Source organism: Caballeronia sp. AZ7_KS35 (genome assembly GCF_023631045.1).
In the GTDB taxonomy this organism is placed as follows: Bacteria; Pseudomonadota; Gammaproteobacteria; order Burkholderiales; family Burkholderiaceae; genus Caballeronia; species Caballeronia zhejiangensis.
Window position 1 is genome coordinate 30,683 of record NZ_JALQDV010000003.1, and the last position, 21,685, is coordinate 52,367.

A 21,685-nucleotide genomic window follows, 5' to 3' on the forward strand; every position below is an offset into this window, starting at 1 on the left:
TTTTCGACGCACACAAAAAATGGCGCCCGCAAAGGGCGCCATTTTCATTTGGACGCGGCCGAACTGCTTACTTGAGCACGGCGGCGACCGCGTTCGCGACGGCGTCGAGGTTGCGCGTGTTCAGCGCGGCCACGCAGATGCGGCCCGTGCTCACGGCGTAGATGCCGAATTCTTCACGCAGACGATCGACTTGCGCAGCCGTCAGACCCGAGTACGAGAACATGCCGCGCTGCTTGTTGACGAACGAGAAGTCCCGATCGACGCCGCTCGCCTTCAGTCGCTCGACGAGACCGTTGCGCATTGCGCGGATACGATCGCGCATTTCGCCCAGCTCCTGCTCCCAGGTCGCGCGCAGTTCCGGCGACGCCAGCACGGCCGCGACGATCGAGCCGCCGTGCGTCGGCGGGTTCGAATAGTTCGTGCGGATCACGCGCTTCAGTTGCGAGAGCACGCGTGCCGATTCTTCCTTGCTCGTCGTGATGATCGACAGTGCGCCGACGCGCTCGCCGTACAGCGAGAACGACTTCGAGAACGACGACGACACAAACACGTTCAGTTCCGATGCCGCGAAGAGACGCACGGCGGCGGAGTCCGCGTCGATGTTCTCCGCGAAGCCTTGATACGCCATATCGAGGAACGGCACGAGGTTCTTCGCCTTCACGACTTCGACGATCTGCTTCCACTGCTCGTCCGACAGATCGACGCCCGTCGGGTTATGGCAGCACGCGTGCAGCACGACGACGGTGCCCGCCGCGTAGCTGTTCAGCGCGGCGAGCATGCCGTGGAAGTTCACGCCGTGCGTGGAGGCTTCGTAGTACGGGTAGTGGACCACTTCGAAACCGGCGCCTTCGAAGAGCGCGCGATGGTTTTCCCAGCTCGGATCGCTGATCGCGACGACTGCGTTCGGGTTCAGGCGCTTCAAAAAGTCCGCGCCGATCTTGAGCGCGCCCGTGCCGCCAAGCGCCTGCGCCGTCACGACGCGGCCCGCGGCGATCAGCGGCGAATCGTTGCCGAGGAGCAGCTTCTGCACGGCGGCGTCGTAGGCGGCGATGCCGTCGATCGGCAGATAACCGCGCGGCAGCGCGGCATCGACGCGCGCTTTCTCGGCTTCGCGCACGGCGCGCAGGAGCGGAATCTTGCCTTCTTCGTTCGTGTACACACCGACGCCCAGATTGACTTTGGTCGTGCGCGTATCGGCGTTGAAGGCTTCGTTGAGGCCCAGGATCGGGTCGCGGGGAGCGAGTTCGACGGCAGAGAAAAGAGACATGATCTATCGGCAGTGGAGGAAAGACGTGCGGCGGGGAAGCGTGGCGACGACGGCATCATGCCGGCGAGCCCAGTCGCACATTGTAGCGAATCCGGCGCGGCTTTTCGGCCGAATATGGCGCGAATGCGCGTGCTTTTTGGCCCTTAATTCCGCGAACACGCCAAAAGCGCGCGATAAAAAAGGGCGTGAGCCGGTGCGCTTGAGATCGGCGAACCATGCCCAATCTGATGGAGACTACGCTTCCACATCCCGGTCACGTCCAGGCGAGCGCGCGCATCGCGTACGACGCTAGAATGATTGTTTGCCTCAGGCGCTGACTTTCTCGATTTCTCATGTCCGACACTCTCATCGCCTCCCCGGAAGAACTGGACGAATCGAAGTTCGTCACGTTCGAAGGCTCGCCGTTTCAGTTGTATCAGCCGTATCCGCCCGCGGGCGATCAGCCCGATGCCATCGCGAAGCTCGTCGAAGGCGTCGAGGACGGTCTCTCGTTTCAGACGCTGCTCGGCGTGACCGGCTCGGGCAAGACCTTCACGATGGCGAACGTCATCGCGCGGCTCGGCCGTCCGGCGATCGTCTTCGCGCCGAACAAGACGCTCGCCGCGCAGCTCTACGCGGAATTCCGCGAGTTCTTTCCGCGCAACGCCGTCGAGTATTTCGTCTCGTACTACGACTATTACCAGCCGGAAGCGTACGTGCCGCAGCGCGATCTCTTCATCGAGAAGGACTCGTCGATCAACGAGCACATCGAGCAGATGCGGCTTTCGGCCACGAAAAGCCTGCTCGAACGGCGCGACGTGGTGATCGTCGCGACGGTGTCCGCGATTTACGGTATCGGCAATCCGTCCGAATATCACAAGATGATTCTCACGCTGCGCACGGGTGACAAGCTCGGCCAGCGCGACGTCATCGCGCGCCTGATCGCGATGCAGTACACGCGCAACGAAGCCGATTTTCAGCGCGGTTCGTTTCGCGTGCGCGGCGACACCATCGATATCTTTCCGGCCGAGCACGCGGAAATGGCGGTGCGCGTCGAGCTCTTCGACGACGAAATCGAATCGATGATGCTCTTCGATCCGCTCACCGGACGCGTGCGCAACAAGATTCCGCGCTTCACCGTGTACCCGTCGTCGCATTACGTGACGCCGCGCGACACCGTCATGCGCGCGATCGAAACCATCAAGCTCGAATTGCGCGAGCGGCTCGAATTCTTCCACAGCGAGGGCAAGCTCGTCGAAGCACAGCGGCTGGAGCAGCGCACGCGCTTCGATCTGGAAATGCTGCAGGAGCTCGGTTTCTGCAAGGGCATCGAGAACTACTCGCGGCACTTCTCGGGCGCGGCGCCTGGCGAGCCGCCGCCGACGCTCGTCGACTATCTGCCGCCCGATGCGCTGATGTTGCTCGACGAGTCGCACGTATTGATCGGCCAGTTGAACGGCATGTACAACGGCGACCGCGCGCGCAAGGAAAATCTCGTCGACTACGGTTTCCGGATGCCGTCCGCGCTCGATAACCGGCCGCTCAAGTTCAACGAGTTCGAGCGCAAGATGCGCCAGGCGATCTTCGTTTCCGCGACGCCCGCCGACTACGAGCAGCAGAAGGCAGGGCAGGTGGCCGAGCAGCTCGTGCGGCCGACGGGTCTCGTCGATCCGGAAATCGAAGTGCGTCCGGCGCGCTCGCAGGTCGACGACGTGCTCTCGGAAATCAACGCGCGCGTGGCGGTGCAGGAGCGCGTGCTCGTCACGACGCTGACCAAGCGCATGGCCGAGCAGCTGACCGAGTTTCTCGCCGATCACGGCGTGAAGGTGCGTTATCTGCACAGCGATATCGACACGGTCGAGCGCGTGGAAATCATCCGCGATCTGCGGCTCGGCACATTCGACGTGCTCGTCGGCATCAACTTGCTGCGCGAGGGTCTCGATATTCCCGAAGTCTCGCTCGTCGCGATCCTCGACGCCGACAAGGAAGGCTTCCTGCGCGCCGAGCGCTCGCTGATCCAGACCATCGGGCGCGCGGCGCGTAATGTGAACGGCAAGGCGATTCTCTACGCCGACAACATGACCGACTCGATGAAGCGCGCCATCGGCGAAACCGAGCGGCGCCGCGCCAAGCAGATGGCGCACAACGAGAAGATGGGCATTACGCCGCGCGGGGTGGAGAAGCGCATCAAGGACATCATCGATGGCGTCTACAACGCCGACGACGCCCGCGCCGAGCTGAAGGAAGCGCAGGCCCGCGCGAAGTTCGAAGACATGTCCGAGAAGCAGATCGCGAAGGAAATCAAGCGCCTCGAGAAGCAGATGATGGATCACGCCAAGAATCTCGAATTCGAAAAAGCGGCGCAGACCCGCGACCAATTGGCGCTCCTGCGGCAGCGCGTGTTCGGGGCGAACGTGGGCGATCACATGAGCGGAATCGGCGGTAAGTAAGCAATATGTAAGTGATTTTCAAGGCTTAATTCGAAAGGCGCGGCGAATCGGACGGTTCGCCGCGCCTTTTTTTATCCCGCCGCGATCGTGCGATTCGGCGAAAAGCCTTACTGCGCCTAGGTCTGTAAGCTCGCTCAAATTGTTGCGGGAATCGAACGATGCTAAACTGACGAACATTGAGAATGGTTCGTATTAACGTTCACAGAGTTGTGCTAACGCCGCCGACCGAGCGGCGCTCCGGTATCTCAGTGGCAAGGCTCGCGTGGCACGCGTGCCAATCGATAACAACAAGGAGTTTTCTGATGGGTTCAACGTTGATGCGCGGCCTTGTCGCCGCCGCAGGTCTCACGGCGGTGATGGCAGCGTCGGCAGCCGAATATCCGATCGGCAAGCAGCACATCGAGGCGGGCATGGAAACGGGCGCCGTGTATCTGCAGCCGATCACGATGTCGCCGGAAGGCATGATGCGCAAGGCGTCGGATTCGGATATCCACCTGGAGGCGGATATCCACGCGGTCAAGAACAACCCGACCGGTTTCGCCGAAGGCGACTGGATGCCGTATCTGCAAGTCACGTATGAACTCACGAAGGTCGGCACGACGCAGACCATCAAGGGCGACCTGATGCCGATGGTCGCGAGCGACGGCCCGCACTACGGCGACAACGTCAAGCTCTTCGGGCCGGGCAAGTATCACCTGAAGCTGCATATTTCGCCGCCGTCGCAGGAAGGCCACATGGCGTTCGGCCGTCACACCGACAAGGAAACGGGCGTCGGTCCGTGGTTCAAGCCGTTCACGATCGAGTACGACTTCCCGTTCGCGGGCATCGGAAAGAAGGGCGGTTACTGATCGTCCGTGGCGCCCGGCATCCCGGACCGGGCGCATTCACTCTCAGGAAGTACGCATGAAGCTGAAAAATCAGGTGGCCGCGCTCGCGATGTCCGCGTTTGCCTTTGCCGGGATGAACATGGCGCACGCCGCCGACCTGCCGACGTTCAAGCTCGAAATGAACGACGGCAAGCTCAATCCGGCGCGCATCGAAGTGCCGGCGGGGCAGCGCATCAAGATCGAAGTGCATAACGTCGGCAAGGGCGCCGCCGAGTTCGAAAGCGTGCAGTTGCGCAAGGAAAAAGTGCTCGCGCCGGGGGCGGATTCGTTCGTGGTGATCGCACCGCTGGATCCGGGTGAATACAAGTTCTTCGACGATTTTCATCAGTCCGCGCAAGGCGTGATCGTCGCGAAGTAACGGAATGTGCCGCGCGATGTTCGCACCGCGCGCGGCCGCTTGAAGTGGAATTGCTGGAGGTCGGGTATGGGGCAGGTACTTTTCATCGTGTGGCGAGAGAGCGTCGAGGCGTTGCTCGTCGTCGGCATTCTCTACGCGTGGCTGAAGAACGGCGATCATCAGGCGCGCCGGGGCCTGCCTTATCTGTGGGCCGGCGTTGTCATCGGCCTGCTTGCGGCGGTGGCACTGGGCGCCGCGCTCATCGGCTTCACGGAAGTGCTGTCGGGCGATGCACAGGATTACTTCCAGACCGCGATGGTGCTGATCGCCTGCGTGCTGATCGTGCAGATGGTCCTGTGGATGAAGCGCCACGGACGCACGCTCAAGCGCGACATGGAAACATCGCTGCAAAAGAGCACGCAGGACGGACACTGGTGGGGCATCGCCCTGCTCGTCGCGCTGGCGATCGCGCGCGAAGGCAGCGAGACGGCCGTGTTTCTCTACGGCGTCGGCTTCGGTCAGTCGGGGCACGTCGACGCGTCGCAGTACATCGCGATCATTCTCGGCTTCGGTCTCGCGCTGCTGACGTTCTATATCCTGCAACTCGGCGGCAAGATCTTCTCGTGGCGCTCGTTCTTTCGCGTCACCGAAATCATGCTGCTGTTCCTGGCGGCCGGCCTCTTCGAAACGGGCGTCGACAAGCTGATCGACATGGAAGTGCTGCCGGTCATCGTCAATCAGGTGTGGAACACGTCGTGGCTGCTCGATGATTCGAGTACGTTCGGATCGCTCGTTGCTACGCTCACCGGTTATCGCGCGCATCCCGCGGGCATGAATCTCGTCGCGTATGCGGTGTACTGGGTCGTCATCTATCTTCTGCTGCGCCGTTCGAACACCCAGATGGCGCAAAAACAAAAGGCGGCAAGCCGTCCAGCATGAGTTCCGTAATGCGTAGACCGGGCCGGCTTCAACAAGCCGGCCACTGGATGCAACGTCACGGCAGCACGATCCGCATGATTCAGTGGGTCGTCGTTGCCGTGTATGCATTTCTGATCATCGTTCCCGCCGTGATGCCGCTGCCGGACGGCGCCGCGCATCTGTGGAGCAATCTCACGCTCGCCGCGCAGTTCGTGTTCTGGGGCATCTGGTGGCCATTCGTGCTGCTGTCGATGGTCATGCTCGGGCGCGTCTGGTGCGGCGTGTTGTGTCCCGAAGGCGCGCTGTCGGAGTTCGCGAGCAAGTTCGGCCGCGGCTGGGCGATTCCGCGCTGGATGCGCTGGGGCGGCTGGCCGTTCGTCGCATTCGGGCTCACGACGATCTACGGGCAGATGGTCAGCGTCTATCAGTATCCGAAGGCGGTGCTGCTCGTGCTCGGCGGCTCGACCGTCGGCGCGATGATCATCGGCGTGCTGTATGGCCGCGAGAAGCGCGTGTGGTGCAAGTATCTGTGCCCGGTCAACGGCGTGTTCTCGCTGCTCGCGCGCCTCGCGCCGTTTCACTACAAGGTCGACGAAGAAGCGTGGCGCCGTTCGTACACGAAGGGCGAGCACGGCCATCGCGTGATTCCGATCAACTGCGCGCCGCTCGTCCCGCTGCGCAACATGAAGGGCGCACAGGACTGCCACATGTGTGGCCGATGCAGCGGCCATCGCGACGCCATCGCGCTCACATGGCGCTCGCCGTCCGAGGAAGTCGTGAAGCTCGGCGACAAGGCCGCGAATCCGTGGGACACCGCGCTCATTCTGTACGGCCTGCTCGGCATCGCGATCGGCGCGTTCCACTGGACCGTGAGCACCTGGTTCGTCGATCTGAAGCAATTTCTCGCCGCCTGGCTGATCGATCACGACATCCTCTGGCCGCTCGACACCAACGCGCCGTGGTTCCTGTTCACGCATTACCCGGAACAGAACGACGTCTTCTCGTGGCTCGACGGCACCATGGTCATCGGCTATATCGTCGCGACTGGGCTCGTGTACGGCACGGCGCTGCTCGGGCTGCTCGCCATCGGCACGCGCATGCTCGGCAAGATGAACGCGACGCGCCTGCATCACCTGACGCTCGCCCTGATCCCGATTGCGGGCGTCGGCGTGTTCCTGGGCCTGTCCGCGACGACGGTATCGCTGCTGCGCGCCGAGCATCTACCGTTGTGGTGGGTGCCGGGTCTGCGGCTCGGCTTGCTCGCGGCCGCGAATCTCTGGAGCGCGTGGCTTGCGTGGCGCGTGACGGGGCGCCATGCATCGTCACTTGTTCCGCGCCTTCTTGCGATGGTATGGTTTGTCGCTGCGCTGGCCGTTGCGGACAGCGCGTGGTACCTGATGTTCTGGGGCTTCAGCCGATAAACCGTCCACGCCGTCAAGCGCGGCAACGAGAGCGAGAAGTGAGAACCAAACCCGTACTGACCGACGAAGACGTCAAGACGATGGCCGCGGCCGCCGAGACGCATGCGAGAGAACACAACTGGAACGTGACGATTGCGATCGTCGACGATGGCGGACATCTGCTGCATCTGCATCGTCTCGACGGCGCAGGCGCGAGCACCGCCGAAATGGCGACGGGCAAGGCGCGCACCGCCGTGCTCGGCCGTCGCGAAACCAAGGTCTACGAAGACACCATCAAGCAGGGCCGCACGGCGTTCCTCTCCGCGCCGATGACCGCAATGCTCGAAGGCGGCGTGCCGATCTTCGTGGGCACGGACATCGTCGGTGCCGTCGGCGTGTCGGGCGTGAAATCGGATCAGGATGCGCAGATCGCGAAGGCGGGCATCGCGGCGCTCGGCATCGAGAACGTCTGAAGCATTCGCGCAATAAAAATGGCACGTCCTCGTAACGAAGACGTGCCATTCTGTTTTCGGATGCAGCGCTCGTCGGCGCGCATCGTGACCCAAGCAGGAACCAAAAAAAAGCGGCTTCGCTTGCTATCGACGACTGGCTGGTGTTTGCACGAAGGGGTCTAATTTCTCGCGTGCAAGTCGTCCTCGCTGGCTAAGGCCAAACACCTCTTGGCGAGGTGGTCCCCACAATACCCGGTACTACGGCTGTTCTTGCCTGCGCGTCATTTCGTCAGGATCAGTTTGCCCAAACGCGTCGCACGCAATTGGTACGTCTCTCCGTTATGCACGATGCTCACGTGACTGCGTCCCTGCAGCAGCGCGTCGCTTTTCAGCGATCGCTCGCCGGTACTGTCCCCCGCGTGCGCGACATGAACCGTGGTCACGGTCGTCGCTTTCGGGCGGGTGATCGCGGCGTCGCGGACAGCCGGGCGGCGCAGGCTGAGCGTGGAGGATCGCGGCGTATCGGTCATGTCGGAAAATGTGCGTTCGTTGATTCGATGGGTCTATTGTAAATGATAACTATTCCTATTTGCAACTAGACTTTCCGATTGAAGCGCCTCTTTCGATAGCCAGTCTCGATGCGGCCGCGAAACATTCGCCACCGCATCCGTCAGAGGCTCAATGCAGCGGACTCTCGTCCCTGCGGCCGTGCGCGAACTGGCGAATGAGCCGCACGGTGTCGATGTCCGACTCGCGGTACGCCGACTTCACGATTTCCTGCGTCTGACGCTCATCGGGCGTGGCGTTTTCGTTCTCGGGCAGCGTCGTGGCGTAAGTGAAGCGCAGGAAGAGCTGGACCGCATCGGGCTGCTCGATCGCCATCGTGAGCGAGCCGCCGACGTAATCGGCGGTCGGCAGAATGTCGTAGCGCACGCTGGTGCCGGGCGTGAGCGTCACGCGGTCGCGCACGGTCGCCTGGCCGTAGTGGAGTTCGCGTTCCATCGTGTCGCCATCGCGCGCGAGGATGTCGCAGCTATCCAGGCCGATCACGAATAGTTGCGGCTGCTCGGCGCGCAGGACGAGGCCTTCCCAGAGCTGCTCGCGCGTCAGCGATTCGAGAAGCGGATTGAGCGGATCGTTGATCTGGATCAGGTGTTCGAAATTCAAGACGACGTTTCCCTTGGACGTTCGTGGTGCCCGCGATGCGTCACTGCGGCGCGAGTCCGGATTCGATGCGAATCGCGCCGGACAGGACCTTGTGCATCGGGCACGCATTGGCAATTTGCAAGAGCCGTTCCCGCTGCTCATCGGACAGCGCGCCCGTGAGCGCGATGCGCCGGTCGATGTTCGTGCCGTCGGCGGTGCTTGTCATCGACAACTCGACGTGTACGCCTTCGAGCGGCCACTCCTTGCGCTTCGCGTACATCTTCAACGTGATCGACGTGCATGCGCCGAGGCTCGCGAGCAGCAGCGACGCGGGTTCCGGTCCGGTATCGCCGCCGCCGATGGCCGCCGGCTCGTCCGCGACCCACGAATGCGTCCCGTCGCCGAGACGGACCTGATAGTCGATGTTGCCGATGCTGGCGGTCACGGAAGGTCCGGCCATGCGTGCTCCTGGTTGAAGTTGAGACTGCAAGATTGACGACAAAGGCGAAACGGCGCGGCAAGAACGGTCATTGTGACGCAATGTGTCCGTTCGTGCCGCACCGTTTCGCGGTTTTCGCTGTGATTATCAATGCGCGATGGCGCCCATCCGGCCCGCCTGATAGTCGATCACGGCCTGGCGGATCTCGTCCTCGGTGTTCATCACGAACGGGCCGTAGCGCACGACCGGCTCCTTCAGCGGCACGCCGCCGATCAGCAGCAGCTCGACGGGCTCATCGCCGGCGGCGAGCGCGATCGTATCGCTGTCGTCGCGGAAAATCACCATCTGCTGCGCGCGCACCGGCTGGCTTTGCGGACCGTACAGCGCGGTGCCCGACAGCGGATAGGCGAACACGCGGTAATCGCGCGGCACCGCGAGTTCGATCTTCGCGCCCGGCTTGAGCGAAAAGTGCTGATACAGAATCGGCGTGCGCGTCTCGATCGCGGCCTTCACGCCGAGCGCCTCGCCCGCGATGACCTTCACGCTGACCTTGCCGTCCTCGCTCGTCGCGACGGGAATCTGCACGGACGGAATCTCCTGATAGTGCGGCGCGATCATCTTGTCGCGCTGCGGCAGGTTGACCCAAAGCTGCAGGCCGTGCACGCGGCCGCCGCGTTGCGTGAATTCCTCGGCGGGCATCTCGCTATGCACGACGCCCGCGCCCGCGGTCATCCATTGCACGTCGCCGGGACGCAGCGTGCCGGAATGCCCGGCCGAATCCTTGTGACCGAACTCGCCTTCGAGCATGTACGTGACGGTTTCGAAGCCGCGATGCGGATGGTCCGGCGCGCCTTTAGCCTCGCCGGGTGCGTAGTCGGCTGGGCCCATCTCGTCGAGAAGGAGGAACGGATCGAAATCCATCAGAAGACGGGTCGGGAAAGGGCGATGCACGACGAATCCGCCGCCTTCGACAGTGCGGGTCGCCGGAATGATGCGTTCGATGCTGCGGCTGGTGGACATTATTGCCTCGCGTCGGGAATACGGAAAAGAGGGGAATAGCGATAATTTTGAAACACAGAGCTATTATATGGGCCGCATTTCGCGGTAAAAGCCGTCGCGGCGCAATGGATTGTCCCGCTGGGGATAACGAACCGCGTCGATCTTCATCTCTTCCAAGTCCACCGGGCGACTCATGAAAGCCGACTCGCATGACCTGAACGATCTGATGTACTTCTCGCACGTCGTCGAGCACGGCGGGTTTTCCGCCGCCGAGCGCGTGCTCGGCATCTCGAAGTCGCGGCTGTCGCGGCGCGTGTCGGAGCTGGAAGCGTCGCTCGGCGTGCGTCTGTTGCAGCGCTCGACGCGCAAGCTCGCGCTGACCGAGGCCGGGCAGCTTTTCTATCAGCATTGTCAGGCGATGCTCGCCGAGGCACAGGCGGCCGTCAACGTCGTGCAAAGCCTGCGCGATTCGCCGCGCGGCACGGTGCGCGTGAGCGTTCCGGTCACGATCGCGCAGACGTTCCTGTCCGCCGTGATGCCGGATTTCATGCACCGCTATCCGGAAGTGCGCGTCGTCATGCGCGTGACGAACCGTGTCGTCGATCTGTTCGAGGATGCCGTCGATGTCGCGCTGCGCGTGCGCTCGGAGCCGCCCGCGAGCTCGAACGTCGTCGCGCGGCCGCTGTGGCGCACGGAGCAGATGCTGGTCGCGGCGCCATCGCTGCTGAAGTCGAATGCGCCGCCGATGACACCCGCCGAACTCGCCCAGTACGACACGATCGACACGCCGTCGGCGGACGGCCGCCACGTCTACCGCCTGATCGCGCCGGACGGCACGCGCCATGAGTTCGAGCACGAGCCGCGCCTCGTCACAGCCGATCTGTCGATGATCCGCGAGGCCGTCATGCGCGGCGTCGGCATCGCGGCGCTGCCCGAGATGATGTACGGCGCGCCGCTGCGCTCCGGGCAGCTATCGCCGGTGATGCCCGGCTGGACGTTTCCGTCGCCGCAACTCTACGCGGTGTTTTTGTCGCGTCAGGGCATGGTCCCGGCCGTCCGCGCATTCGTCGATTTTCTCGTCGAGTCGATCGGTAGCGGCCAGCGCTTTCCGGGAGAATGTCCTGTTCACGAACAGCCGGAACGGGAAACAGTTTGACCGCATCGGCGTTTGTCATTGGTTTATGGCATTGAAGCGCGCGCTTGCGATGGACAGATTCAATTGATCGTCACAATTTGTGGCGGTATATTGAAGCCTCCTTCGCTAAGGAGCTCCTTATGCGAAAACTGACGGCTGCTCTGATAGTTAGCCTGATAGGGTTGATTGCACTGTCCGTGTCGACCACGGCTGCTGCATGCGACGGAACTTCCGGTTCTGGCTATTCGAACCCAAAGTGACCGCCTCACCCGAATGCGCCGAGCGCGCACGAAAAAAGGCCTTCATCCGACGATGAAGGCCTTTTACTTTGTGCGCCCGGAAGAGGGCGCGTCGAGCTGTTACTTGCCGCTCTTCGGCTCGGTGACGAAACCGATCTTCGTCAATCCGCCTGCCTGCGCCGCCGACATCAGATCGGCGACCTTTTCGTACGCCACCTGACGATCGGCGCGCAGATGAATCTCCGGCTGCGGGTTCTGCTGCGCCGCCTGCGCGATGCGCGCGTTGAGCGCCGCTTCGTCGATCGGCTGATCGTCCCAGAGCGTGGTGCCGTCAGCCTTGATCGCGATGTTCACGTGCGCGGGCTTTTCGTCCTGCGGCTGGCTGCTCGCGTGCGGCAGGTCGATCTTGACCGCGTGATGCATGGCCGGAATCGTGACGAGGAAGATGATCAGCAGAACCAGCATGACGTCGACGAGCGGCGTCATGTTGATCTCGCTCATCATGCCGTCGTCTTCGTCTCCGGCGAAAGGGCTCATGGCCATGATGCGGACCTCCCCGGCTTACGACGCGCGCGTCGCGAGACGCAGGTTGTCCGACGCGGCGTTCGTCGCGCGCTTGGTCGACGAGAGCTTCGAGCCCGTGACGAAGAACGCGTGCAGGCCGTGCGCGAAGCGGTTCAGCTTCGTGACGATGCCCTTGTTCGCGCGGGTCAGCGCGTTATAGCCGAGCACGGCGGGAATCGCGACGAACAGGCCGAACGCCGTCATGATGAGCGATTCGCCGACCGGACCGGCGACCTGATCGATCGACGTCTGTCCCGTCGCGCCGATGGTCAAGAGCGCGTGATAGATGCCCCAGACCGTACCGAAGAGGCCGACGAACGGCGACGTGGAACCGATCGACGCGAGGATCGCGAGGCCCGCCTGCATGCGGCCGACGCCTTCGTCCATGACGTCTTTCAGGCAGCGCGTGATCCAGTCGGACACGTCCATGCGGTCGTGCAGATGCGGCTGCGTCTGATGATGATGGTCGGCGGCTTCCTGGCCGGCGAGCGCGAGCGCGAGAAACGGGTTGTCCGCCGGGCTCGACGACTGGCTGCCGAGCTTCTTGATGCCGTCGTTGAAGTCGTCGGAGTGCCAGAACGCCTGTTCGGCGTTCTTGGTGAGGCGCTTCAGGCGCACGACGTTCCACGCCTTCACGACGATCACCGTCCACGAAAGCACCGACATGATGACGAGCGCGAGCGCGATGCCCCGCGTCACGAAGTCGCCTTGCGCCCAGACGTGCGCAATCCCGTAGTTTTCCATTCCTGTTTCCTTCCTTGTATCTAAAAATAAACGATCAGTCGTTCAGACTGAAAACGAATGGCACCGTGGCGCTAGCACGAATCGCTTCGCCATTTTCCTTGTAAGGGCTGCACGCGCTGCCGCGCACCGCGTCGAGCGCCGCGTCATCGAGGCGCGACGAGCCGCTGCTCTTTTGCAGCGTGACGTTTTCGATCTTGCCCGACAGGCCTACCGTCAGACGGATGACGGCCGTGCCCGTTTCGCCGCGGCGCTTGGACATCGCCGGATAGTCGGGCTGCGCGATGTTGCAACTCAGGTGCGCGACGTTCTTCGGCGCGGCGAGATCCATGCTCGGCTTGCCGATCGCGGGCGCGGCCGGCGGCGGCGCAGGCTGAGCCGGAGCGGGCGGCGTGGGTTCCGGCGCGGGCGCGGCGATCTGCGAAGGCGCTTCCGTGACCGGCATCGGCGTCGGCTTCGGCTCGACTTTCGGTTTCACCTTCGGCTTGGGCTGCGGCTTCGGAACGGGCTGCGGCACGGGCTTGGGCGGCGGCGGCGTTTCGACGGCGACCGGCTGCGGCGCGGGCTGCGGTGTCTCGCTGATCAGTTGCGCGGTGATGGATTTGGCTTCGATCGGGCGGGGCGGCGGCTCGTTCTTCATCGTCAGCGCGACGCCCAGCAACGCAGCGTGAATGGCGACGACGGCGACGCACGCCGCGATCACGCGCGGATTCGCATTTGCTGTCGGCGCGGTCTGGAATGCGGCGGGAGAAGTGGTCGGGGACTGCATCGTTATTGGCTGCTTGTGATGCTGCGTGAATGCTTGCTGATAACGCTGCCTTCGAGTTCGCTGTCCAACGAGCGCACAGGCACGGTGCGGAAGAAACCAGACGACGTCATTTTCGGAAAATCAGCAGGGAGATGAACAGGGTAGTCACAAAACCAATCAGCAATTCCATCTTTCCCTCCAGGGGTAAGGGTTGCGCGGCTGGCTGAAAGTGACCGGAAATACGAAGGTAACCTGGCTTGCTGGAGGCGATAAAACGACTGGGCGGCGCATCCGGAGCATCGGCGTCGCCGGTTGAGCGCGGCGACGCCGCGCGAATTGCTTCAGGCAGCCTGGCGCTCGTAGAACGTCAGCGGCGCAACGTGCTCGCGCTGCTGAACGCCGCATCGCGACGCGCAGACGCCGCTTTGTGCCATTACGTCGCGAACGCTTTCTTCACACTTGCCGCAGCACAGCGCGACGCCGAGTTCGAACTGCAGTTCATCAAAGGAGTCCACCCCTTCGGCGATGGCGCTTCGAATCTTTCGGTCGGACACTGATTTGCAGACGCAGACAATCATGATCGTTCGCAATAGTTAGCGTTAATGCGAATTATTATCATTCGGTATTGCCGCCTTTGCAAGCGCAGGACCGTGTTTTTTGTAACAGAGGGCGAAAGTTAGCGGGTTTATTGCTAGGAGCCTTGTCTGACGGGGCAAAGCGCGCGATGGAACTGCCAACGCGCGTGAGAAACCCTCAGACGATGTCGGGTTCGGCGAGGCGCGTTCGGCGCGAGGGGATGTCGACGTGCTCGACTTTGGCATCGAGCTGAAGGAGCGCGGCGGCGAGTTGACGCTGCGATTCGCCGTCGGCGGTGGAGCAGAAGCGCGGCATATCGTCGGACGGCGCGCCGAGATTTTTGAGCGCGTGCGCGTCGAGCAGACGATCGAGCTGCCGCGCGATGGCGACGCTCGTGTCGACGATCTGCAGCCGCTCGCCCGCGATGTCGCGGATTGCGCGATCAAGAAAAGGGTAGTGCGTGCAGCCGAGCACGAGCGTGTCGGCGCCGGCATCGAGCATCGGCGCGATATAGCGTTCGAGCAGCGCCATCAGCGCGGGCGACGAGGTGTCGCAGCGCTCGACAGCCTGCACCAGCCCATGCCCCGCCTGACAGATGAAGCGGCAGTCGCCGGCGTAGCGGTCGAGCAGCGACTGAAAGCGCGCAGAGCGCAGCGTGACGGCGGTCGCCAGCACTCCGACCACGCGCGACTTCGAGACCGCCGCCGCCGGCTTCACGCCCGGTTCCACGCCGACGAGCGGAATCGGCAGACGCTCGCGCACGAGCGCGATCGACTGCGCGGTGGCCGTGTTGCACGCGACGACGAGCGCCTTCGCGCCCTGACCGACGAGCCACTCGCCGATTGCCATCGTGCGGTCGACGATGAAATCGTCGTCGCGTTCGCCGTAGGGCGCATGCAGTGAATCGGCGACGTAGATCAGACGCTCGTGCGGCAGAATCGCGCGCACGGCGCGCAGCACCGACAATCCGCCGAGGCCGGAATCGAAAATGCCGACCGGCGCGCTCGCGTCAGACGCGGCACGCTCGTTCGGCATCGGGAAGGGCGCTACGCGGGACATCCGATTATTCGTGATCGCCCATCATGGTCTGCTGGTAATTCTGGATGCCGACCTTGTCGATCAGATCCAGCTGCGTTTCCAGCCAGTCGATGTGCTCTTCGGTGTCGTGCAGGATCTTTTCGAAGATTTCGCGCGAGACGAAATCACGCACCGACTCGCAATACGCGATGGCTTCCTTGCAGGTCGACTGGGAAATCTGCTCGAGCTTCAGGTCACATTCGAGGATTTCCTTGGTCTCTTCGCCGATCAGCAGCTTGTGCAGGTCTTGCAGGTTCGGCAGGCCGTCGAGCATGAACACGCGCTGAATGAGCCAGTCGGCGTGCTTCATCTCACCGATGGATTCGTCGTATTCGTGCTTGTTGAGCTTTTCGAGGCCCCAGTGCTGGTACATCCGCGCGTGCAGGAAGTATTGGTTGATCGCGGTCAGTTCGTTTTTCAACTGCGCGTTTAGATATTCGATGACTTTCGCGTCGCCTTGCATGATTTTGTTTCCTGTTCGTAACGTGGGGCTGTTGGAAAGATAAACCTTGAGTGTGCCGATGCCAAGGTTAGGTAGAAATTTTTTGTTTCAGACGAAACTGAGAATGAAAACGCTTCTCGACTGGCGGCGGTTCAAAGAAAAGAGCCGGGCGCATCGCCCGGCTCTCGTCGTTCAGTCACGGTGATAAACCGCCATTAAGCGGCGATCAAGCCGTCGCGACCGGAATCTTGCCGATTTTCGCCTGCCATTCGGCCGGGCCCGTCTTGTGAACCGACGTGCCGCTCGAATCGACTGCCACCGTCACGGGCATGTCCTGCACGTCGAACTCGTAGATCGCTTCCATGCCGAGGTCTTCGAACGCGAGCACCTTCGCCTCGCGGATCGCCTTCGACACGAGATACGCCGCGCCGCCGACCGCCATCAGATACGCCGCCTTGTGGTTCTTGATCGCCTCGATCGCGACCGGGCCGCGCTCGGCCTTGCCGATCATCGAGATGAGGCCGGTTTGCGCGAGCATCATCTCGGTGAACTTGTCCATGCGCGTGGCAGTGGTCGGGCCAGCCGGACCGACCGCTTCGTCGCGAACCGGATCGACCGGGCCGACGTAATAGATCACGCGATTGGTGAAATCGACCGGCAGCTTCTCGCCCTTCGCCAGCATGTCGGCAATGCGCTTGTGCGCGGCGTCGCGGCCCGTCAGCATCTTGCCCGACAAGAGCAGCGTCTGGCCCGGCTTCCACGATGCGACTTCTTCCGGCGTCAACGTGTTCAGGTCGACGCGCTTGCTCGTCTCCGTGTTCGGCTGCCATGTGACCTTCGGCCATGCGTCGAGCGGCGGGGCTTCGAGCTTCGCCGCGCCCGAGCCGTCGAGCGTGAAGTGCGCGTGGCGCGTCGCCGCGCAATTCGGGATGATCGCGACCGGCTTCGATGCCGCGTGCGTCGGCGCGGCCATGATTTTCACGTCGAGCACGGTCGAAAGACCGCCGAGACCTTGCGCGCCGATGCCGAGCGCGTTCACCTTCTCGTGCAGTTCCACGCGCAGTTCTTCGATCCAGTCCTGCGGGCCGCGCGCGATGACATCCTGAATGTCGATCGGGTCCATCAGCGATTCCTTCGCCATGACCATCGCCTTTTCGGCCGTGCCGCCGATGCCGATGCCGAGCATGCCCGGCGGACACCAGCCCGCGCCCATCGTCGGGACGGTCTTGAGAATCCAGTCGACGATCGAATCGGACGGATTCAGCATCGCGAACTTCGACTTGTTTTCCGAGCCGCCGCCCTTGGCCGCGACCTGAACGTCGACCTTGTCGCCCGGCACGATCTCGTAGTGGATCACGGCCGGCGTGTTGTCCTTCGTGTTCTTGCGGCCGCCTTCGGGCGGGCTCACGATCGATGCGCGCAATACGTTGTCCGGGTTCAGATAACCGCGGCGCACGCCTTCGTTGATCATGTCGGTGACCGACATCGTCGCGCCGTCCCAGCGCACGTCCATGCCGACCTTCACGAACACCGTGACGATGCCCGTGTCCTGGCAGATCGGACGCTTGCCTTCCGCGCACATGCGGCTGTTGGTCAGGATCTGCGCGATCGCGTCCTTCGCGGCCGGGCTTTCTTCCAGCTCGTAGGCGCGGCCGAGCGCCTGGATATAGTCGAGCGGATGGTAGTAGCTGATGTACTGCAGCGAATCAGCGATGCTCTGAATCAGGTCTTCCTGCTTGATGACTGTCATGGCTTTGGGCTCTGGGGGACTGAATTTTTTCCTGCGGGCGTTCTGAAGGACGCTTCACTCGACTGCGTTTTTCGGCGGCGCAAAGGACTCGTCGTGGAAATGGCGCGGATGCGTATGCGTGGTCAGCCGGTCGACATACGCCATGATGAGCGCGGAAACGAGGAACGCGACGTGGATGATCACCTGCCACAACACGGTGTGAAACGTGTGCTGGTCGGGGTTGATGAAGGTTTTCAGCAGATGGATCGACGAGATGCTGATGAGCGCCATCGACAGCTTCACCTTCAGCACGCCCGCGTTGACGTGATCGAGCCACTCGGGCTCGTCGGGATGGCCTTCCACGCCGAGCTTCGACACGAACGTCTCGTATCCGCCGACGATCACCATGATGAGCAGATTCGAGATCATCACCACGTCGATCAGGCCGAGCACGACGAGCATGATATTGGTTTCGTCGAGCGTCATCGCGTGCGTGACGAGATGCCAGACTTCCTTCAGAAACAGGACGACGTACACGGCTTGCGCGACGATCAGGCCCAGATAGAGCGGCACCTGGAGCCAGCGGCTCATGAAGATGACTTTCGGCAGCAGTTTCATCGAGCCGGGCTGCTTGGGCGAGGCGGGAGAATGCTTGGGAGCGGACATGGGCGGCTTTTCAGTCGGGGCGGGTCGAACCGGAATGATGACTGGCGAATATGACGAACCGGAACGTGCAAAGTGCGTGCGGAGCGTTGGCAATCCGCCGGCGAGCGGCGGGTATTGGCGCATTCGCGGTGTCGGGAAGCCCGCTATTGTAGCGTGTCGTCGCGCGGACTTCCCAAATGCTTTCAGAATCCGCTGAACCCGTTCTAGGCGCCGGTTTCGCCCGAAACGGAAGCCCGGGCGCGCGCCTTCAAGCTTGCGAGCACGATGCCCGTCACGACGCACGCGAGCGCGATGCCGTGCGCGAGCGTCGGACGTTCGTCGAGAAAGGCGATGCCGTAGAGCGCCGCCGCGACCGGCAGCACGGCGCAGAAGACGCCGGCGAGACTGCCGTCCACGTGACGGATGCCCTTCATCCACAGCCAGAACGAGAAGATGCTCGCCGAAAGCCCGTACCACAGGACGAGCGCCCACGTGTTCCAGGCGACGCTCGTCCAGTCGAAGTGCGCGAGCGATGTTGCGCCGAGCGGGAGCATGAGCAACAGGCCGATCGCGTGCGTGTACGCGCAGATGTCGATGGCGGGCAGCGTCTGCGTGAGACGGCGCGAGAGGATCACATAGAGCGATTCGCAGCACACGGCGCCGAGCACCATCAGATTGCCGGGCAGGGAGCTCGCGCCCGCATCCCCGGCCTGCGCGACGTTGATGACGAGCACGCCCGCGATCGCCAGTCCGATCGACGCGAGCGCGCGCGGACCCGGCTTCTCCTTGAGCAAGATCCACGCGAAGAGCGCGACCACGGCCGGAATGGTGCTCGTGATGACGCCCGCCGCGACGGCGCTCGTGCGCGCGACGCCGTTCAACATCAGCAAGGTGAAGCCGAACGTGCCGAAGAATGCCTGCAGGAAAAGGTTGAGCCATTCACCGCGCTCGACGCGCTTCATCTTCGACCAGCGCAGAAGCGGCCAGAGCACCGCGAGCGCGATCACGAAGCGCAGCAGCGCGAAGAGCGGAACGGGAACGAATGCGACGATCGATTTGCCGATGCCGACGTTGCTTCCGACGAGCAGCATCGCTGCAATCAAAAGAAGGGCGTAGCGATTCAAGCTGGATACCGCGCTGGGAGTTCAGTTACGATTGTGGGGACGCATTGTAGAAGCCGCGCGGACTCCGTGTATACCCCGTGCCTGTTGGCCCGGCCACGTAAGAAGCGGGTAAGTTGAGCGGCTTATCTTGAATTCAATGCAGGATGTCGCCGGCATGCGAATGTGCCGTGACATTGTTCCGTGCCGCTCCGGTACGGTAGAAAGGAGACAAGGTCGAAGCCAGGAACGCCGCGCGTTCTCCGCTTTCGAACCTCATAAACATGCGGCGCGCGCAACCCATTCAGCGATGCGCGCGCCGCCGGATTTCGGAATCACCATCAGGAGAGGTTGTCGATGTCTGCGATCGAATCGGTTCTTCAGGAAAAACGTGTGTTCCCGCCGTCAGCCAAGGCAAGCGCGGGTGCGGCAATCTCCGGCATGGACGCCTACAAGGCGCTTGTAGCGGAAGCGGAACGTGACTACGAAGGCTTCTGGGCGCGCATCGCGCGCGAGACGCTCACGTGGCACAAGCCCTTCACGCAGGTGCTGGACGAATCGAAGGCGCCTTTCTACAAGTGGTTCGAGGACGGCGAGCTCAACGCGTCGTACAACTGTCTCGACCGTCATGTGGAAGCGGGCCGCGGCAACGACAACGCGATCATCTTCGAAGCCGACGACGGCACCGTCACCAACGTCACCTATCAGGATCTGCTGGACCGCGTCTCGCGTCTCGCCAATGCGCTCAAGAAGCGCGGCGTGAAAAAGGGCGACCGCGTCGTGATCTATCTGCCGATGTCGGTGGAAGGCGTCGTCGCGATGCAGGCGTGCGTGCGTATCGGCGCGACGCATTCGGTCGTGTTCGGCGGCTTCTCGTCGAAGTCGCTCAACGAACGTCTCGTCGATGTCGGCGCGGTGGCGCTCATCACCGCCGACGAACAGATGCGCGGCGGCAAGGCGCTGCCGCTGAAAAGCATCGCCGATGAAGCGCTCGCCGCGGGCGGCTGCGAGAAGGTGAAGGACGTCATCGTGTATCGGCGCACGGGCGGCAAGGTCGCATGGACCGAAGGCCGCGACGCGTGGCTGCATGAAATCGTCGAGAACGAATCGGCGAAGTGCGAGCCGGAATGGGTGAGCGCGGAGCATCCGCTTTTCATCCTTTACACGTCCGGCTCGACGGGCAAGCCGAAGGGCGTGCAGCACAGCACGGCCGGCACGCTGCTGTGGGCCGCGCAGACCATGAAGTGGACCTTCGACATGAAGCCGGGCGACATCTTCTGGTGCACGGCGGATATCGGCTGGATCACGGGGCATAGCTATATCGCGTACGGGCCGCTCGCCATCGGCGCGACGCAGGTCATGTTCGAAGGCGTGCCGACGTATCCGCACGCGGGGCGCTTCTGGGAGATGATCGCGCGCCACAAGGTCACGATCTTCTACACGGCGCCCACGGCGATCCGCTCGCTCATCAAGGCATCGGAAGCGGACGCGAAGGTTCATCCGAAGAGCTTCGATCTGTCGACGCTGCGCATCCTCGGCACGGTCGGCGAACCGATCAATCCGGAAGCGTGGATGTGGTATCACGAGAACGTCGGCCGTGGGCAATGTCCGATCGTCGATACGTGGTGGCAGACCGAAACCGGCGGCCACATGATCACGCCGCTGCCGGGCGCGACGCCGCTCGTGCCGGGTTCCTGCACGCTGCCGCTGCCGGGCATCATGGCCGCGATCGTCGATGAAACCGGCCAGGACGTGCCGAACGGGCAAGGCGGCATTCTGGTCGTGAAGCGCCCGTGGCCGTCGATGCTGCGCAACGTCTGGGGCGACCCCAAGCGCTATCAGACGAGCTATTTCCCGGAAGAACTCGGCGGCAAGCTGTATCTCGCCGGCGACGGCGCGGTGCGCGACAAGGAAACCGGCTACTTCACGATCATGGGCCGCATCGACGACGTGCTGAACGTCTCCGGCCACCGCCTCGGCACGATGGAAATCGAGTCGGCGCTGGTCGCGAATCCGATCGTCGCGGAAGCCGCGGTCGTCGGCCGTCCGGACGATACGACGGGTGAAGCCGTGGTCGCGTTCGTCGTGCTGAAGCGCGCGCGCCCGGAAGGCGACGAAGCGAAGCAGATCGCCACCGAACTGCGCAACTGGGTCGGCAAGGAAATCGGTCCGATCGCGAAGCCGAAGGACATCCGTTTCGGCGAGAACCTGCCGAAGACGCGCTCCGGCAAGATCATGCGGCGGCTCTTGCGCTCGCTCGCGAAGGGCGAGGAGATCACGCAGGACGTCTCCACGCTGGAAAATCCCGCGATTCTGGATCAGCTCGGCGAAGCGCGCTGATCGTCCGCGACCGCTGCCTCGCGCGGCAGCGGTCGATCCTTATTGCCGATGACATGCGGTTTTGTTAAAAAACCG

Annotated in this window: 22 protein-coding genes; 8 read left to right on the forward strand and 14 right to left on the reverse strand. The window is 62.9% G+C overall.

From position 1 onward, the window contains the following. Positions 1-67 precede the first annotated feature (67 nt). Entirely contained in the window at positions 68-1,267 is a 1,200-nt protein-coding gene (locus NCT05_RS06150) for an amino acid aminotransferase (RefSeq protein ID WP_244807889.1), read from the reverse strand. A 332-nt stretch (positions 1,268-1,599) separates the two neighbouring features. Here NCT05_RS06150 and uvrB point away from each other — a divergent pair, with 332 nt between their 5' ends. The 6 genes from uvrB (at position 1,600) to NCT05_RS06180 (ending at position 7,711) form a co-directional block, all read left to right on the forward strand. Further along, positions 1,600-3,696, forward strand: a complete 2,097-nt coding sequence (uvrB, locus tag NCT05_RS06155; protein WP_250501914.1) for an excinuclease ABC subunit UvrB — start codon at positions 1,600-1,602, stop codon at positions 3,694-3,696. Between the two features lie 302 nt (positions 3,697-3,998). After that, positions 3,999-4,544 carry an iron transporter gene (locus NCT05_RS06160; protein WP_372492533.1) on the forward strand — a complete coding sequence of 182 codons (546 nt, stop codon included), beginning with the start codon at positions 3,999-4,001 and terminating at the stop codon, positions 4,542-4,544. Positions 4,545-4,632: 88 nt separating this feature from the next. Next, on the forward strand, positions 4,633-4,941 hold the full coding sequence (locus NCT05_RS06165) for a cupredoxin domain-containing protein (protein ID WP_372492535.1): 309 nt from the start codon (positions 4,633-4,635) through the stop codon (positions 4,939-4,941). A gap of 66 nt (positions 4,942-5,007) precedes the next feature. After that, the gene (locus NCT05_RS06170) at positions 5,008-5,859 is read left to right on the forward strand and encodes an FTR1 family iron permease (RefSeq protein WP_250501915.1); all 852 of its coding nucleotides are present in this window, start codon (positions 5,008-5,010) and stop codon (positions 5,857-5,859) included. After that, positions 5,856-7,259, forward strand: a complete 1,404-nt coding sequence (locus NCT05_RS06175; protein ID WP_174447730.1) for a 4Fe-4S binding protein — start codon at positions 5,856-5,858, stop codon at positions 7,257-7,259. The genes NCT05_RS06170 and NCT05_RS06175 overlap by 4 nt, the downstream gene beginning before the upstream one ends. 38 nt (positions 7,260-7,297) lie before the next feature. After that, positions 7,298-7,711, forward strand: coding sequence for a GlcG/HbpS family heme-binding protein (locus NCT05_RS06180; RefSeq protein WP_250501916.1), 414 nt, complete (start codon positions 7,298-7,300; stop codon positions 7,709-7,711). A 260-nt stretch (positions 7,712-7,971) separates the two neighbouring features. Here NCT05_RS06180 and hemP read toward each other — a convergent pair whose 3' ends face one another. The 4 genes from hemP to NCT05_RS06200 all read right to left on the reverse strand — a co-directional run bounded on the left by hemP (position 7,972) and on the right by NCT05_RS06200 (position 10,295). Further along, complete coding sequence (gene hemP / locus NCT05_RS06185; protein ID WP_250501917.1) at positions 7,972-8,220, reverse strand: hemin uptake protein HemP; 249 nt, start codon at positions 8,218-8,220, stop codon at positions 7,972-7,974. A gap of 148 nt (positions 8,221-8,368) precedes the next feature. Next, positions 8,369-8,857: an SRPBCC family protein gene (locus NCT05_RS06190; RefSeq protein WP_008350440.1), complete on the reverse strand. Its 489-nt coding sequence runs from the start codon at positions 8,855-8,857 to the stop codon at positions 8,369-8,371. Between the two features lie 40 nt (positions 8,858-8,897). Continuing rightward, a complete protein-coding gene (locus tag NCT05_RS06195; RefSeq protein WP_175979930.1) occupies positions 8,898-9,296 on the reverse strand; it encodes an OsmC family protein in 399 nt (132 codons plus the stop codon). A 126-nt stretch (positions 9,297-9,422) separates the two neighbouring features. Beyond that, positions 9,423-10,295, reverse strand: a complete 873-nt coding sequence (locus NCT05_RS06200; protein ID WP_008350438.1) for a pirin family protein — start codon at positions 10,293-10,295, stop codon at positions 9,423-9,425. Positions 10,296-10,467: 172 nt separating this feature from the next. Here NCT05_RS06200 and NCT05_RS06205 point away from each other — a divergent pair, with 172 nt between their 5' ends. Next, positions 10,468-11,430 carry a LysR family transcriptional regulator gene (locus NCT05_RS06205; RefSeq protein ID WP_008350437.1) on the forward strand — a complete coding sequence of 321 codons (963 nt, stop codon included), beginning with the start codon at positions 10,468-10,470 and terminating at the stop codon, positions 11,428-11,430. A gap of 338 nt (positions 11,431-11,768) precedes the next feature. On the opposite strand, the gene NCT05_RS06210 is transcribed toward NCT05_RS06205, so the two are convergent. The 9 genes from NCT05_RS06210 to NCT05_RS06250 form a co-directional block, all read right to left on the reverse strand. Beyond that, positions 11,769-12,191, reverse strand: coding sequence for an ExbD/TolR family protein (locus NCT05_RS06210; protein WP_008350436.1), 423 nt, complete (start codon positions 12,189-12,191; stop codon positions 11,769-11,771). A gap of 18 nt (positions 12,192-12,209) precedes the next feature. Further along, positions 12,210-12,956 carry a MotA/TolQ/ExbB proton channel family protein gene (locus NCT05_RS06215; RefSeq protein WP_008350435.1) on the reverse strand — a complete coding sequence of 249 codons (747 nt, stop codon included), beginning with the start codon at positions 12,954-12,956 and terminating at the stop codon, positions 12,210-12,212. 34 nt (positions 12,957-12,990) lie between these two features. Further along, positions 12,991-13,722 (reverse strand): energy transducer TonB, encoded by a 732-nt coding sequence (locus NCT05_RS06220; protein ID WP_034472124.1) that lies wholly within the window; start codon positions 13,720-13,722, stop codon positions 12,991-12,993. Between the two features lie 320 nt (positions 13,723-14,042). Continuing rightward, complete coding sequence (locus NCT05_RS06225; RefSeq protein ID WP_008350432.1) at positions 14,043-14,279, reverse strand: (2Fe-2S)-binding protein; 237 nt, start codon at positions 14,277-14,279, stop codon at positions 14,043-14,045. A gap of 175 nt (positions 14,280-14,454) precedes the next feature. Next, positions 14,455-15,336 carry a glutamate racemase gene (gene murI / locus NCT05_RS06230; protein WP_250501918.1) on the reverse strand — a complete coding sequence of 294 codons (882 nt, stop codon included), beginning with the start codon at positions 15,334-15,336 and terminating at the stop codon, positions 14,455-14,457. Positions 15,337-15,340: 4 nt separating this feature from the next. Then, positions 15,341-15,817, reverse strand: coding sequence for a bacterioferritin (gene bfr, locus NCT05_RS06235; protein WP_008350427.1), 477 nt, complete (start codon positions 15,815-15,817; stop codon positions 15,341-15,343). 205 nt (positions 15,818-16,022) lie between these two features. Next, a complete protein-coding gene (locus tag NCT05_RS06240) occupies positions 16,023-17,546 on the reverse strand; it encodes a fumarate hydratase (RefSeq protein WP_008350426.1) in 1,524 nt (507 codons plus the stop codon). A 54-nt stretch (positions 17,547-17,600) separates the two neighbouring features. Continuing rightward, complete coding sequence (locus tag NCT05_RS06245; RefSeq protein ID WP_033537207.1) at positions 17,601-18,191, reverse strand: TIGR00645 family protein; 591 nt, start codon at positions 18,189-18,191, stop codon at positions 17,601-17,603. Positions 18,192-18,394: 203 nt separating this feature from the next. After that, positions 18,395-19,294, reverse strand: coding sequence for a DMT family transporter (locus NCT05_RS06250; RefSeq protein ID WP_250501919.1), 900 nt, complete (start codon positions 19,292-19,294; stop codon positions 18,395-18,397). A 333-nt stretch (positions 19,295-19,627) separates the two neighbouring features. On the opposite strand from NCT05_RS06250, the gene acs reads away from it, so the two are divergent. Beyond that, entirely contained in the window at positions 19,628-21,610 is a 1,983-nt protein-coding gene (gene acs / locus NCT05_RS06255) for an acetate--CoA ligase (RefSeq protein WP_008350420.1), read from the forward strand. The last annotated feature ends 75 nt before the right edge of the window (positions 21,611-21,685 follow it).

Bases quoted from the DNA above. Each gene is read 5' to 3' on its own strand.
- NCT05_RS06150 (WP_244807889.1), bottom strand. From the start codon at position 1,267: ATGTCTCTTTTCTCTGCCGTCGAACTCGCTCCCCGCGACCCGATCCTG.
- uvrB (WP_250501914.1), top strand. From the start codon at position 1,600: ATGTCCGACACTCTCATCGCCTCCCCGGAAGAACTGGACGAATCGAAG.
- NCT05_RS06160 (WP_372492533.1), top strand. From the start codon at position 3,999: ATGGGTTCAACGTTGATGCGCGGCCTTGTCGCCGCCGCAGGTCTCACG.
- NCT05_RS06165 (WP_372492535.1), top strand. From the start codon at position 4,633: ATGTCCGCGTTTGCCTTTGCCGGGATGAACATGGCGCACGCCGCCGAC.
- NCT05_RS06170 (WP_250501915.1), top strand. From the start codon at position 5,008: ATGGGGCAGGTACTTTTCATCGTGTGGCGAGAGAGCGTCGAGGCGTTG.
- NCT05_RS06175 (WP_174447730.1), top strand. From the start codon at position 5,856: ATGAGTTCCGTAATGCGTAGACCGGGCCGGCTTCAACAAGCCGGCCAC.
- hemP (WP_250501917.1), bottom strand. From the start codon at position 8,220: ATGACCGATACGCCGCGATCCTCCACGCTCAGCCTGCGCCGCCCGGCT.
- NCT05_RS06195 (WP_175979930.1), bottom strand. From the start codon at position 9,296: ATGGCCGGACCTTCCGTGACCGCCAGCATCGGCAACATCGACTATCAG.
- NCT05_RS06200 (WP_008350438.1), bottom strand. From the start codon at position 10,295: ATGTCCACCAGCCGCAGCATCGAACGCATCATTCCGGCGACCCGCACT.
- NCT05_RS06205 (WP_008350437.1), top strand. From the start codon at position 10,468: ATGAAAGCCGACTCGCATGACCTGAACGATCTGATGTACTTCTCGCAC.
- NCT05_RS06210 (WP_008350436.1), bottom strand. From the start codon at position 12,191: ATGGCCATGAGCCCTTTCGCCGGAGACGAAGACGACGGCATGATGAGC.
- NCT05_RS06215 (WP_008350435.1), bottom strand. From the start codon at position 12,956: ATGGAAAACTACGGGATTGCGCACGTCTGGGCGCAAGGCGACTTCGTG.
- NCT05_RS06220 (WP_034472124.1), bottom strand. From the start codon at position 13,722: ATGCAGTCCCCGACCACTTCTCCCGCCGCATTCCAGACCGCGCCGACA.
- NCT05_RS06225 (WP_008350432.1), bottom strand. From the start codon at position 14,279: ATGATTGTCTGCGTCTGCAAATCAGTGTCCGACCGAAAGATTCGAAGC.
- murI (WP_250501918.1), bottom strand. From the start codon at position 15,336: ATGTCCCGCGTAGCGCCCTTCCCGATGCCGAACGAGCGTGCCGCGTCT.
- bfr (WP_008350427.1), bottom strand. From the start codon at position 15,817: ATGCAAGGCGACGCGAAAGTCATCGAATATCTAAACGCGCAGTTGAAA.
- NCT05_RS06240 (WP_008350426.1), bottom strand. From the start codon at position 17,546: ATGACAGTCATCAAGCAGGAAGACCTGATTCAGAGCATCGCTGATTCG.
- NCT05_RS06245 (WP_033537207.1), bottom strand. From the start codon at position 18,191: ATGTCCGCTCCCAAGCATTCTCCCGCCTCGCCCAAGCAGCCCGGCTCG.
- acs (WP_008350420.1), top strand. From the start codon at position 19,628: ATGTCTGCGATCGAATCGGTTCTTCAGGAAAAACGTGTGTTCCCGCCG.